Below are 12,430 nucleotides of genomic sequence, written 5' to 3'. Positions count from 1 at the left end.
CACTTAGTACCGAGTTAAAAATATAACTGAATAGCGATGGCGGTAGTTCACATTTATGACCAGCTAATCAGTTAGTATTACGTATTGCATTTATTTTTTTCTCAATTTCTTCATAATACTTTCATTCAAATCTTCACGATATTTGGAGACATACGTTTTAGCGTTTGCCACTAGTTCGTCAGCAAAAGATGCCACATCTTCCCCAGTAATATCTAGCACTTGTCTACCTTCCGCTGCACCGGCTTCAAACAAATCGATTAATTCGTACTGAATGTGCAGCATATCCATCCCGTTTCCGGTCGAAAAATTCCACATATAGTTTTGAATTTTCTTAAACACAAACTGATAGTCCTCTGGCAGTGCTGCAACACGTGCCATCATCATTCTGTACTCTTTTTTATCACCAATTAATTTTTTGAATATTTCCAACATGTTATTTTCCTCCTTTTTTATAAAGCAGAACAAGAAACTCTCCAAATATGAGCCGAAACATTTTATATTATGAGGCTAGTTTGACTTCAAGACGTTAATTTTTGACGATACAAAATCCCATTTTCTCCAAAATAATTCAAGCTCCTGACGGCCAGCTTCATTTAATGAATAAAACTTACGAGGTGGCCCCATATCTGATGGTTTCTTTTCAATATTCACAAGCTTTTTCTTCTCTAATCGTACGAGGATGGTATAGACCGTTCCTTCCACGACTTCGGTAAACCCAAGATCATTCAGGTGGCGAGTAATCTCATAACCATACGTTTCACGGCGGCTAATGATTTCCAGCACACACCCTTCCAGTGAACCTTTCAACATTTCAGTTAAATTTTCCATGTTCTGATCCTCCTTTACCCCCTATTCTGTCTGACTTATATTCAGTATTACAGAGTACTAAGGCGAATTTTTCACTGAACAGTTTTTGTGAACCCGAACTATTCAGTATCACTTATTACATCTACATTGTATGACTAAGTAGTCGTGGATGTCAACTTTATTTTCAAAAAAATTAAAAGTCCGCTTTCCCCTAACCGGATACAGTCTACTTTTTTGTTGTAAGGACCATCACACTAGCAAAACAGAGCTAATTCAAAGTGTAATTTAAATCAGCTCTGTTTTATTGTTTTTATACCGATATATCTTGTTTTTTCACAATACAAATTGTTTCTCACTACCATTCCCATTGCATATAAAGCATAAAGGCAAGTGCGATCAGAGAAAATTTCCAGAGATTATCCGTACATGATACGAGCCTCTAAAATACAATTCTGCTAGAAATTTTTTCTCTATACTCTTTTTTATTTTATTTCTGATAGTTGATTAACAACACTATCTAAAAATTTTTCTACCTTTTCTTTTGATGTATCCGGCGCATGATAACCAATCGTAAATGTAAGTCTTCCATTATAAGAGCTTGCTCCCATTGAAAAGAATGGTGCATACATAATAGGTGATGCCATATACCCGTCCTCAGCTTGAATTTGACCAAACTGAATAGGTTCCTCAGCGATCACTCCCAAATTTGTCAGTAATGGCAACGCCATCCCCATCTGTACAGCCTGTTCATATTGCTGATTATACATTTCCTTCACTGTAGATAGCTTCATTTCTGCCAGTAGCTCCATTCCTGCTGCTGAAGAAAGACCTGGATTTTGAGACTTTATTTTATCCATTGATTGTTTAACTCGAATAAGAGTCTGCTTAAATGTTTCATCGTCTTCCATTTTAATCACTGGCATTTCCATACCGGATAAGTTGCAAATAGCACCAGTTGTATTATTAGGCAGATATCGACGTAAATCAATTGTCAAGCCAATCATTTTTTCTGCAGTGCGAGGTTCTGCACACACAGTGAAATGTGATAAAGCTCGGAAGTATGCAGTCATGATTACATCATTCAAGGTAGCCTGTTGTGCTTTTGTCCATTGGGTTAAACGTAGAGTTTGCTCATAGCTCAATCGCCGCACGGACATTTGGGGAAATCTATTTTTGTTAGGTTGAGATGGAAAAGACCATAACGATGCCTGTTGTTCCTGGTTAGGACGATACGCACTTTTTATGTCCGATATTCCAGCGTATTTGAATACATGTGATTGATCTCGACAACTCTCATTTCCCTCATCAAATTCCTTTATAATTTGCTTCTTAGACCGTCCCAATGAAAGGTGCGTATATATTGTTCCAAGCAATTTAATATATTCCTTGACTCCTATACCATCTGAACATAGATGAGATAATTTCACAACTAAAATATCTGTTGTAGTGCCCCGTAATAATTTCGTTTGAACCATTGGCCCCTGTATACGATCACCAGGTTCCTTAATAAAATCTATTACCATTATTTCAAGTTCTTGATTATTTCCTTCTGCAAAAAAGCAAATAGATGAGTTAGTGTCAGATGAATGTTCCTCCCAGTAAGGAATATCATTTTCTACAAACCGGCTGTTCAAAACTGGTTGCAATTGCAACGTTATCCTTACTGATTCTTCAAGTATTTCCTTGGATATACCTACAGGAAAATAAAGAACTGCATTAATTTGTTGATCTGCAGAATAAAGACCTAATACATAATTCATTCGATCTTGTGGTGTTACTGAATACTTTCTTTTCTCCATAATTCCGTCCCCCTTTAGGACTTTTTGTATAACCCTATTTTCCATATGCTTATAATTTTTCTAGTCATTTTTCTTCAAGAGCTAATAACACTTATTTTTCGAATTTTTAACAAAATCATCTTCTCCGTATTGGTTTCATTCTTTTTGCAGGTGATATATCCATTATTTCATTGTTATTAGCATTGCCTAACCTCCCAATATAACTAAACAAAAATAAATTAAGTTTACATATACATAAACATTTTATTTTAATGTCTACAAATTATCAATAAGACAAATAAATCATTTTTATGTCTGTCAATAAAAAACAATATATTCAAGGACCACTTCATAATAAAAGATTGATAGGCATGTATATGTACCCATATCACTATCAAAATAAGAATGAGAATTTTTCCAAAAAAAATAAGCTGAAAATATTGATTTTACAGTAAAAAAAGCCCCTCCATTTTGAAAATGAGTAGGGCTATTTCCAATTTGAATTTTATAAAAGAATGATTATCATAAATAATATTTTACTTTTTAGTCTACCTTATTATTTTTAATCCATTTCCCTAATAAATGAATGGATTTTATTCATATAATTTGAGGTGGTATCGTTGGTTTTTAAAAATAGAAAGCTTATTTTCAAATCAAATGAAAAAGAGGTGAAATTATAGATATTCATGTAGAAATTTCGTTTTGGGGATACTTAAAATCTTAAGGTGATGGGCATGTGGTGTTACACTTTAAAAGCTTTATAAAATTATAAAATTTATAGATATAGCAGATTTTCTTTATTAATAATCATTTGTATGTACGTTTACTCACACACATACAAATGATTTATAAAGCCACAATTAAGTGAAAACATCTTTTCCGTTACGATAACATCATAGCCATGTCTTCTGCTGCATTTGTAATTAGTTTTAAACCAAATGTTTCTTGTAATACATCAAGCACGCCAGGTGAAATAAATTCAGGAGCCTTTGGACCGATGCGAATATCTTGAATCCCAAGACTAAATAGCCCGAGTAAAATGGCAACCGCTTTTTGTTCAAACCATGATAGCACAATACTTACTGGCAATTCATTCACTTCACATTGGAAAGCATCAGCTAATGCAGCCGCTATTTTCACTGTAGAAATGGAATTATTACACTGTCCTAAATCAATGTAACGCGGAATTTCCGTACCAGGTACAACACCGTAATCCACATCATTAAAGCGGAATTTGCCGCAAGAAGTCGTTAAAATAACCGTTTCTGGCGGAAGTGACGTTGCTAATTCACGATAATATTCTCCGCCTTTTCCTGGAGCATCACAACCTGCGATAACAAAGAAACGCTTAATCTTTCCTTCTTTTACTGCATCAATAATTTCTGGAGCTAATGATAATACTGTATTATGATGAAACCCTGTCACTAACTGTTCTTCCGACTCCATATGTACTTCTGGAAGTTCTAGTGCTTTTTGAATCAATGGTGTAAAATCGTCATTTTCAATTTTTTGTACACCTTCTAAACCTGCAATGTCATATGAAAAGAATCGATCAGAGTACGATCCTTTAATTGGCATAACACAGTTCGTTGTAGCTAATATGGCACCAGTAAATTTTTCAAAAAGGCGTCTTTGATCATACCATGCCTTGCCGATGTTTCCTTTTAAATGTTTATATTTTTTCAGCTGCGGATATCCGTGTGCTGGTAGCATTTCAGAATGTGTATAAATATTAATGTCTTTTCCTTCTGTTTGCTTTAATAGTTCTTCTAGTGCAAATAAATTATGACCCGTAACTACAATTGCTTTACCTTCTACACGATTTTGTGTAATTTGTACAGGCTCTGGCACACCAAAATGATTCGTATGTGCCTCATCTAATAATTCCATCACCCGTAAAGCAGATTTCCCCACTTTCATAGCCATATCAATATGCTCTTGTTCGTTAAAGTTAGAATTTGTTAATGTCATATATAAAGCTTCTTGTGTTGTTGCATCTACAAATGCATCCGTATACCCTAGCTGAGCAGCATGTGTGCGATAAGCTGCAATTCCTTTTAGCCCAAACACAATCGTATCTTGTAAACTCGCAATCGTTTCATTCTTACCACAAACACCCATTACTTTACATCCGCCTATTGGCGTTTGTTCACATTGATAACAAAACATATCATCCCACCCTCTCCCAATCATTCATTACACCTTAAGCATAATACCCATTGAAAAAAAGTGATGTGATATCAATCACAATAATATATAAAGATTTGTGACAGTTCATATTGTCGACATAATATTTTTATTGACACTAAAAAATATGCATTAGTGTGCACACATCTTTCGATACTTTTAAATAGCTAATTAATTGGGAGAAATATATACAACGAAAAAAATTTTTGAATCCCATGTACAAATAGTTGCAATTCATCACATATGAAAATAGACATACAAATACGCTCTACTTTCTATCATTCAATAGAAAGTAGAGCGTATTTGTCATTTTAAGAAACTATCATTTTTTATTAAAGCCTTCATTGTAAACCTCTTTATTTACAATACATTTACACTATCTTAACATTACTTACATTATTTATATGATATATTTATATAGAAGCTACTTAAGAAATTTCATATACATTTTATCTTTATGATCTCTAATCTAATCAATAAAAAGATCATGTTATATTTTTATAACAGGGGTGAATTACGATGACTGAAACTTTAAAAACACTTATAATGCTTGATGCTACTTACGTTGTTATTGCAATTATGACAGTACTAGTATTTGTATACTTGGAATTAAAATCTCAGTAATATATGCTGACGTAATCGACAGATTCAGCATTTAAATATAGTTAGAAGAAAGAAAGGAGAAAATTATTTCTCCTTTCTTTTGTATTTCTACAATTTCTTATTTTAATAAATCCAATGTATGTAAAAGTAATCCCTTGTCTCCTACTTCTCCATGACCAGGTACTACCGAATTTATATTTCCATATCGCTTCAGCACATTCTCAATCGATGTAGACCATTCATTTACATACGCATCCGCAACATTTCCTAAATCTTTAGCTTCCGCAGATTTTACTAAACAGCCTCCAGCTAAAATTTGATATTGTGGCAACCAAACAACAATATTATCTTCTGTATGTCCTTTCCCTGGATAGAACGTTTCTACTTTTGTATTGCCAAACTTCAAACTCGTAATTATTTGTAAATCTCCAAGCGGCTCTTCATATCCACTGTTCTTTGCTAGTTCTGCGGTTAATGCTGTACTATGCGCTTTAATTCCTCTTTCTTTCAACGTTTTTATTCCGCCAATTCGATCAGCGTGCGCATGTGTAATAATGACATCCGTTATGCGCTTCTGAAATTTCTTTTCTACCATTTCTATTAGTTCCTTCGTTAATTTGTTATCCCAAGAAGAATCAACAAGCACTAGTCCTTTAGCAGTATTAAGAACTAGACCGTTCGAAGGAACTGCTTCTCCATTAAAATAACCTAACTCCGTATGAACCCATACATTCTTGTTTAACTGAGATATTGAAATGGTTCCCGTCTCATTTTTTATTACTGTTTTCTCTACCTTTTGTGATGCTTGTACAGAAGAAATTGTGCTAACAAATTGAATTGTTCCTAGTAAACCTACACATAATCCTACTTTTAACAACGTATTCTTTTTCATGTTATCAACCCTTTCTTTCAAGCTAAATAGTTATTACCTATATTAGACAATTTATCTCAAATGTTTGTTCCATCTTCATTTGCATACTTTTATGTAATTAACAAAAAAGCGTACAAAATTTTGTACGCTTTAAAACTTAATCTTTCATTCCATAATTCTCAAACTCTTCCTCATTCCCATAAAATACATTCAAATCAATATACTTTTCTTTTCCATTATAACCGCTTAATCTCCCGCGGTTCGTGTATTGCCAAAACGTCCATTTTCTCTCATCAGATAAACTCGGTTTTGTAAGAACACTACGAATCCATATATTACATTTTGGATACGCATCCTTTATATATAAATCATACGCCTCTTGCGTTGCATACAATATTACTTTCTTATCGTAATGTTTTTCTAGCATTTCAATCATGACCGCCAACTCTTTCGTAACATCTTCACGCTTAGGCGGATTATCTTTTTTGTTAGCGTAAAACTCAACATCAATCACGGGTGGCAGTGCTTGTTTATATTTTGGAACAGTTCGTATAAATTGCTCTGCTTGTGTTTCACCCTTACTATCGAAACTAAAAAAATGATACGCTCCGATGCGCATATCTGTCTTATTCGCATTCCTCCAATTTTTCGAAAAGTACTCATCCACAAACGAACTTCCTTCAGTCGCCTTTATAAACGCAAACTTCATATTTTGCTTTTCCAACTCTCTCCAATCTATATCCCCTTGATACGATGCGACATCTACACCTTTTATTTCATACTTATCAGCACTTATTTGATTCGGAATGAATATGCCTTGAAAAACTAAGTAAACGACAACACTTATTACACTAATTAAAGTAAAGATTCCTCCTATAAAAAGCTTCTTTTTCATTCATATCACCCATCTTTACAAATTAAAATTCTACTTACCATTCACGCTTTTTATTAATTTTCATTTTTTCTTTAAACGCCTTCTCTAAATCAATATTTAATTTATTTGCTAAATCACATACATTCCAAATTACATCAAACATTTCTAAACCGATTTCTCTTTTCGCATCTTGTATTGTATCACGCTTTAATATGACTTCCGCTAATTCACCTAATTCCGCCATCGTATATATCGTACGCTCTTCAATTGTTGTATCTTGAAATCCTTTTTCTTTACTGAAATTTGATACATACCTATGAAACTCCACAATATTCATACTTAATCTCCCCTCATTACCAATACTCCATTTTTCTATTACACTTAAAACCAAATTTATATTTTGTTAAATTATAACATTCGGACTATAATTTATTTATAGCCCATTAACGGAGGTGTTTGCAATGACTCTCTTCGCTTCACCAACATTATTTATAGTAGCAATCATTTCATTTGCACTAGCTTATTTCATCGGAGTAAAGCAGTACACTTGGCTCTTATCAGGATTCAACGAACGCCGCGTGCCTGATAAAGTGAAACTATCAAAAATAGTAGGTCTTTATAATTTAATTGCTGGTGTCATTGCGACAATCGGTAGTGTCTTCACTACGCCTAATGTCACAATCGTTATTCCTATCATTATAATTGGACACTTTATTATCGCCGCTTATGTAAATACACGCATGGTGCAGTGAAAAAAGATCACCCAAATGGATGATCTTTTTTATAATTTATTAACATATTGCTTCGCTTCTAGTAAGGAAAAACCAAAAGCTTCTCTTACTCTCTTAACTGCTGTAACTTTTTTGCCTTCTTCTACAAGCTGGCGTAGTTCTTTATTAATTTCAGGTTCTCTTTCTACAATTCCCATTTCTTTCGTAATTAATTGTAATCTATCTTCAATTCTCTTTAAATGCGCATCATTTTTCTTTTCAATTGTAGTTAATTTTTCAGCGATATAAATGAAACCAAAGGCTACTATCAGTATAACCATCCAGAATTCCATGAATGTCCCCCCCTTACTAACTTTCATTTGCTTTAATTCCACTAACTTATGTAAATTTTACCACAATACACATTTAATGTATAATATCACTATATCAAACTGTTAATAAAACCTATTATTTTAGGGGGACACTTTATGAAAAGATTTTTAAATACGTTACTTCAATTTGTAGTTCTTTCAATCGTGCTACATTTGTTATTTGATATAGTTGGTTGGCTTGTTTTCAATGCACCAATTAAAAACAAACAAATCATCATTTCTTTAATAACAATCTCATGGGTTATGTACATGTACCGAGACAAATTTTTTCAAAAGTTCACTTCAAACTAACTAAAAAAGAAAAATACTATTCTGTCTTTAAAGAAAGGAGTCACCATGAACTTAAAAAGTAGCAATATATACGAGAAAATGAACCAATATTCCGTTGCAGGTTTAAGCCTCGCTGTTATATGTAATGGCAAACTAGATGAAGCGACTGCCTTTGGAACACTTGAAGCTGGAACAACTAGAGCTGTTACTACAAATTCTCTCTTTAATTCTTGTTCTATCAGCAAATTCATCACTACAATGCTCGTACTAATGTTATCAGATCAAGAAATCTTGCATTTAGACGAAGACGTAAATGATAAACTCACATCTTGGAACATTCCTACTAATCTATTTACTTCACAAAAAAGCATCACTTTGAGAAACTTATTAAGCCATCAATCTGGACTCATTGATCCACCTAATAGTTTTGAACATTATACACCTGCAAAAGGCTTACCTAATATGTCTGAGCTCCTTTCCGGTAAAACACTATATTGCCCCGTACCTATAGAGGTAACTTATAAACCAGAAAGTGAATTTCACTACTCAGACGCAAACTTTTGTATAATCGAACTACTACTAGAAGATATTACAGGAAGATCATTTAGTCAGTTATTAGAAGAACACATCTTCCAGCCATTACAAATGAAAAATAGTACACTTTTTTCTCCAAAAGACATAGATAAAACCGATGTTTTCGCTTACGGACATAATAAAGATAGAACTGTAACAAATGAGAAGTATCCATTTTATCCATTCGCAGCTGCTTCAGGTATTTGGACAACACCAACTGACTTATCAGCTTTAGTTATTGAAATCATTCATTCCTTACAAGGAAAGGGCAAACTAAAACTTTCTCAAAAATTAGTAATAGACATGATTTCTCCTCAAGGTTGCTCAAAATGGACTGGATTAGGTGTTTTTCTAGATGATTCTAATGAAGAATTACAGATTTATTCACTCGGATGGGGCGTTGGATTTCAATGTATGATGGTTTGTTATCCATACTGCGGGAATGGTGCTGTTATTATGACCAATTCCGATTTAGGTGTTCATCAAATGGAAGGGATCATTGGTGAGGTTGTAAAAACGTTATCCTTATAATGAAAATAAAGAAGCTGTTCCTTCCAGCTTCTTTATCTATATAACATTTTTCGCAACAATTTTTATATGTTCTGGTGCGATAATCTCCGTTATACTTTCTTGGAAATCTTCCCGCAACATTTCTTCCAAATGTTCTAACTGCACTTCAACATGAGTGCATTCTAAATTATGTATATTTAACAGTGCATAATGATCTTTTTTCTTAATTACTAAATATTGATTTTCCTCTGTCACAAGTACAGAACCTAATCGGACTCCTAGTAAGCGTTGATCATCAAACTTCATAATTACTTCTCCTTCCCTCATATAAACAAAATTACAATGAAAATAATTACATTTATGGAAAAACACACTTATTTAGACTATATCATAATTTACTAAAATAGAAATATCTTTTTCTGTTTTAATAAAAATCCCTATTTTTTCATATATTTCGATACAAAAAACTTTCTCAACATGAAATTTGAATTTTCAGTTTTTAATTCTATGAAAGTCTATTATAATAAAGTTAATAAATGTTTGACCTCTCCTAATTCATGTACATATGGATGATCAGTAGTTATTGCTACTGATCTATTTTTTTGATTTCAGAAAGTACATACGCTGCATCCTTTCCTACACCACAAATAAGTGCGGAACCCCTTTGAGATTGCCATGGTAAACCGATATAATACAATCCTTTTACTGGACTGATTCCCTTTATATGATTAGGAAATCCTTTCTCATTCACTGCCTGTTCAATTTCAATCCAATTATAATTTTGAACAAAACCAGTTGACCATATAATGCTTTCTGCACTATAAGTATCACCATTCTGAAACATAATGTTATTTCCTGATGCACTTACTACTTTTTCTTGCAGTTTGATTGCTCCATTACGAATAAGTTTCTTACCTTCAAAACCGAAAATAGGGTCCTTTCTCTTCTGAAACCATCTTCCCCTTTTTGTATTTATTTCAGCGTACAATAAACCCACTTTTTCTAGCAGATTAAAAATACTTTTTCCCAAAAGTTGTAACGGTAAAAACGTTAAAGGATGACTAATAGACACCGTAACTTCATGAGTCTTTGCCAGTTCTACTGCAATTTGCATTCCTGAATTCCCACCACCTACTACTAGTACTTTTCCCTTAGGAATTTGTGATGGTGATTTATATTGTGATGAATGTATTTGAAAAATATGTGATGATAGATTTGCTGAAACTGAGGGAATAAACGGTTGCTGAAAAGCACCTGATGCGATAATAACTTTTTTCGTTTGTAAAATTTCTGTAGGAGTATGTAATTCAAATATTTCTTTTTCTTTCTTTATTTTTAGAACTTCCGTTTGTAATTGTACCGGTAATTGAAAATGTCTTGCATATTCTTCTAAATAAGTTGCAATTTCATCTTTATATGGAAATTCATTTTTTTCACCTATTAACGCCATACCCGGCAAGCTACTGTAAGACCTTGGGGTAAAAAGCTGCAAAGAATCATATCGATTTCTCCATGAATCACCAACTCGTTTTCCTGCCTCAAGTAATAAAAAATTATACCCTTCTTGCTTCAAGTAATATCCCATTGTTAATCCAGCTTGACCCGCCCCAATAATAATTAGATCTTTCATTCTAATCCCTCCTCTTCTTAAACGTATGAATACTTGTTCATATATTCATACGTTTCCATAATCATAACATTTTCTTTTTATATGATTCAATATCTACTCAAAATAAAAAAGAGCAGTTCACTGCTCTATGAACTACTCTTCATTCCATTTCTACAATTTTTCCTCGTATAGTGTAATTCTATTTGAAAACGGATCAATTACAGTTAATTCAATTGTACCCCAAGGTGTTTTTTCTATATTCGGCTTCGAATAAGCATATTCTTTACTTAATACTACAGAATGATAATCCTTTACATCATCTATTTTGATCCGAATCGCACCACCTGGTGAGGCATCACCATGATGTTCTGATAAATGTATCACAGCATCCTGTAACGAAATTTGCAAATATAATGGCATATTTTCCTCATACCGATGTTCCCAATCCAGTTTAAATCCTAAAAAACCTAAGTAAAATAGTTTTGCTTTTTCAATATCAAAAATTCTAAATATAGGTGTTATCATTTATACTCTCCTCCTATTTATAAACATCTGCTGCCAATTCTCTCAAAACATCCACGTTTACTACTTCATAGCATCCATCGTTCTTCTTTATTATCTCTTTATCACAAAAAATATTTAATGTTCGTAACAAATGCCGATAGCTCGTTCCTAACAATTCCGCTATTTCCGTTAAATTCCCACTAAATACAATTCTATTTTCATGCTGAACTGCTCGTTCCCCTGCTGCTAACATGTAACTCGCAAGTCTATTTTCAAGCGGATACAATAAATTAATTGTACTGTTTTTGGAAAGTCGGTTTAATTTATTTGCTAATGATCCGCAAATACATCTTAAAAATTTCGCATCATGAAATAGCTTATTTCTCACTTTTCCTAAAGGTAAACCCACACAATACGAATCTGCCATCACTTGTACATTTGAAGTAATCCTTTGGGAATGAATTAACTCCACATCTCCAAGTAACTGCAAACTATCATAAAAACACAGTAATACGGATTTCCCGTTACTTAATGTGTTAAACGCTTTCGCTTTTCCTTCAACAAAGAAATATAAATAATCTATCTCTTCATTTTCTCTACAAATAAACTCATTCTTTTTAAAAAATATAAGTTCCATATATGGCTTCATATCACGACTAAAAAATGAATCAATATTATTTTGCTTCATATACTCTGCTAATTTAATAGAATTACATACTTTCTTCATAGTCCCCCACCTTTA

15 protein-coding genes are annotated in these 12,430 nt (G+C 33.1%); 3 read left to right on the top strand and 12 right to left on the bottom strand.

The window, feature by feature from the left end; genetic code table 11:
• Positions 1-90 precede the first annotated feature (90 nt).
• The 7 genes from ACS2QP_RS20275 to ACS2QP_RS20245 form a co-directional block, all read right to left on the bottom strand.
• Positions 91-432: a DUF1048 domain-containing protein gene (locus tag ACS2QP_RS20275; RefSeq protein WP_000889650.1), complete on the bottom strand. Its 342-nt coding sequence runs from the start codon at positions 430-432 to the stop codon at positions 91-93.
• 75 nt (positions 433-507) lie between these two features.
• Positions 508-828 carry a PadR family transcriptional regulator gene (locus ACS2QP_RS20270; protein ID WP_000429484.1) on the bottom strand — a complete coding sequence of 107 codons (321 nt, stop codon included), beginning with the start codon at positions 826-828 and terminating at the stop codon, positions 508-510.
• Positions 829-1,289: 461 nt separating this feature from the next.
• Positions 1,290-2,606, bottom strand: coding sequence for a condensation domain-containing protein (locus ACS2QP_RS20265; protein WP_438882768.1), 1,317 nt, complete (start codon positions 2,604-2,606; stop codon positions 1,290-1,292).
• Positions 2,607-3,467: 861 nt separating this feature from the next.
• Positions 3,468-4,754, bottom strand: a complete 1,287-nt coding sequence (hcp, locus tag ACS2QP_RS20260) for a hydroxylamine reductase (RefSeq protein WP_088351170.1) — start codon at positions 4,752-4,754, stop codon at positions 3,468-3,470.
• 739 nt (positions 4,755-5,493) lie between these two features.
• Positions 5,494-6,267, bottom strand: coding sequence for a BcII family subclass B1 metallo-beta-lactamase (gene bla2, locus ACS2QP_RS20255; RefSeq protein WP_000742476.1), 774 nt, complete (start codon positions 6,265-6,267; stop codon positions 5,494-5,496).
• Positions 6,268-6,403: 136 nt separating this feature from the next.
• Positions 6,404-7,141 (bottom strand): glycoside hydrolase family 25 protein, encoded by a 738-nt coding sequence (locus tag ACS2QP_RS20250; protein WP_000727665.1) that lies wholly within the window; start codon positions 7,139-7,141, stop codon positions 6,404-6,406.
• 34 nt (positions 7,142-7,175) lie between these two features.
• Positions 7,176-7,457 carry a MazG nucleotide pyrophosphohydrolase domain-containing protein gene (locus tag ACS2QP_RS20245; protein WP_001028115.1) on the bottom strand — a complete coding sequence of 94 codons (282 nt, stop codon included), beginning with the start codon at positions 7,455-7,457 and terminating at the stop codon, positions 7,176-7,178.
• 124 nt (positions 7,458-7,581) lie between these two features.
• On the opposite strand from ACS2QP_RS20245, the gene ACS2QP_RS20240 reads away from it, so the two are divergent.
• Entirely contained in the window at positions 7,582-7,872 is a 291-nt protein-coding gene (locus ACS2QP_RS20240; RefSeq protein WP_000171772.1) for a DUF3784 domain-containing protein, read from the top strand.
• A 29-nt stretch (positions 7,873-7,901) separates the two neighbouring features.
• On the opposite strand, the gene ACS2QP_RS20235 is transcribed toward ACS2QP_RS20240, so the two are convergent.
• Entirely contained in the window at positions 7,902-8,183 is a 282-nt protein-coding gene (locus ACS2QP_RS20235; RefSeq protein ID WP_000397720.1) for a hypothetical protein, read from the bottom strand.
• A gap of 135 nt (positions 8,184-8,318) precedes the next feature.
• Here ACS2QP_RS20235 and ACS2QP_RS20230 point away from each other — a divergent pair, with 135 nt between their 5' ends.
• Both ACS2QP_RS20230 and ACS2QP_RS20225 read left to right on the top strand, forming a co-directional pair.
• Entirely contained in the window at positions 8,319-8,513 is a 195-nt protein-coding gene (locus ACS2QP_RS20230; RefSeq protein WP_000819660.1) for a hypothetical protein, read from the top strand.
• Positions 8,514-8,558: 45 nt separating this feature from the next.
• Positions 8,559-9,596, top strand: a complete 1,038-nt coding sequence (locus ACS2QP_RS20225; RefSeq protein WP_332284473.1) for a serine hydrolase domain-containing protein — start codon at positions 8,559-8,561, stop codon at positions 9,594-9,596.
• Between the two features lie 36 nt (positions 9,597-9,632).
• Here the strand turns inward: ACS2QP_RS20225 and ACS2QP_RS20220 are convergent, their stop codons facing one another.
• The 4 genes from ACS2QP_RS20220 to yeiL all read right to left on the bottom strand — a co-directional run bounded on the left by ACS2QP_RS20220 (position 9,633) and on the right by yeiL (position 12,415).
• A complete protein-coding gene (locus ACS2QP_RS20220) occupies positions 9,633-9,881 on the bottom strand; it encodes a hypothetical protein (RefSeq protein WP_000666948.1) in 249 nt (82 codons plus the stop codon).
• Positions 9,882-10,161: 280 nt separating this feature from the next.
• Complete coding sequence (locus tag ACS2QP_RS20215; protein ID WP_048655702.1) at positions 10,162-11,205, bottom strand: flavin-containing monooxygenase; 1,044 nt, start codon at positions 11,203-11,205, stop codon at positions 10,162-10,164.
• 150 nt (positions 11,206-11,355) lie between these two features.
• Positions 11,356-11,709, bottom strand: a complete 354-nt coding sequence (locus ACS2QP_RS20210; protein ID WP_000632406.1) for a glyoxalase superfamily protein — start codon at positions 11,707-11,709, stop codon at positions 11,356-11,358.
• 13 nt (positions 11,710-11,722) lie between these two features.
• Positions 11,723-12,415: a transcriptional regulator YeiL gene (gene yeiL / locus ACS2QP_RS20205; protein ID WP_332284472.1), complete on the bottom strand. Its 693-nt coding sequence runs from the start codon at positions 12,413-12,415 to the stop codon at positions 11,723-11,725.
• Positions 12,416-12,430: the final 15 nt, after the last annotated feature.

Origin of the sequence: Bacillus cereus group sp. Bce019 (genome assembly GCF_051781745.1) — a bacterium.
GTDB classification, from domain to species: Bacteria; Bacillota; Bacilli; order Bacillales; family Bacillaceae_G; genus Bacillus_A; species Bacillus_A cereus.
This window is presented reverse-complemented; position numbering and strand designations above follow the sequence as displayed.

Excerpts from the sequence above, each read along its gene's own strand:
- ACS2QP_RS20210 (WP_000632406.1), bottom strand. The coding sequence starts at position 11,709 with ATGATAACACCTATATTTAGAATTTTTGATATTGAAAAAGCAAAACTA.
- yeiL (WP_332284472.1), bottom strand. The coding sequence starts at position 12,415 with ATGAAGAAAGTATGTAATTCTATTAAATTAGCAGAGTATATGAAGCAA.
- ACS2QP_RS20265 (WP_438882768.1), bottom strand. The coding sequence starts at position 2,606 with ATGGAGAAAAGAAAGTATTCAGTAACACCACAAGATCGAATGAATTAT.
- ACS2QP_RS20240 (WP_000171772.1), top strand. The coding sequence starts at position 7,582 with ATGACTCTCTTCGCTTCACCAACATTATTTATAGTAGCAATCATTTCA.
- ACS2QP_RS20245 (WP_001028115.1), bottom strand. The coding sequence starts at position 7,457 with ATGAATATTGTGGAGTTTCATAGGTATGTATCAAATTTCAGTAAAGAA.
- ACS2QP_RS20220 (WP_000666948.1), bottom strand. The coding sequence starts at position 9,881 with ATGAAGTTTGATGATCAACGCTTACTAGGAGTCCGATTAGGTTCTGTA.
- ACS2QP_RS20270 (WP_000429484.1), bottom strand. The coding sequence starts at position 828 with ATGGAAAATTTAACTGAAATGTTGAAAGGTTCACTGGAAGGGTGTGTG.
- ACS2QP_RS20225 (WP_332284473.1), top strand. The coding sequence starts at position 8,559 with ATGAACTTAAAAAGTAGCAATATATACGAGAAAATGAACCAATATTCC.
- ACS2QP_RS20235 (WP_000397720.1), bottom strand. The coding sequence starts at position 8,183 with ATGGAATTCTGGATGGTTATACTGATAGTAGCCTTTGGTTTCATTTAT.
- bla2 (WP_000742476.1), bottom strand. The coding sequence starts at position 6,267 with ATGAAAAAGAATACGTTGTTAAAAGTAGGATTATGTGTAGGTTTACTA.
- ACS2QP_RS20250 (WP_000727665.1), bottom strand. The coding sequence starts at position 7,141 with ATGAAAAAGAAGCTTTTTATAGGAGGAATCTTTACTTTAATTAGTGTA.
- ACS2QP_RS20275 (WP_000889650.1), bottom strand. The coding sequence starts at position 432 with ATGTTGGAAATATTCAAAAAATTAATTGGTGATAAAAAAGAGTACAGA.
- ACS2QP_RS20215 (WP_048655702.1), bottom strand. The coding sequence starts at position 11,205 with ATGAAAGATCTAATTATTATTGGGGCGGGTCAAGCTGGATTAACAATG.
- ACS2QP_RS20230 (WP_000819660.1), top strand. The coding sequence starts at position 8,319 with ATGAAAAGATTTTTAAATACGTTACTTCAATTTGTAGTTCTTTCAATC.
- hcp (WP_088351170.1), bottom strand. The coding sequence starts at position 4,754 with ATGTTTTGTTATCAATGTGAACAAACGCCAATAGGCGGATGTAAAGTA.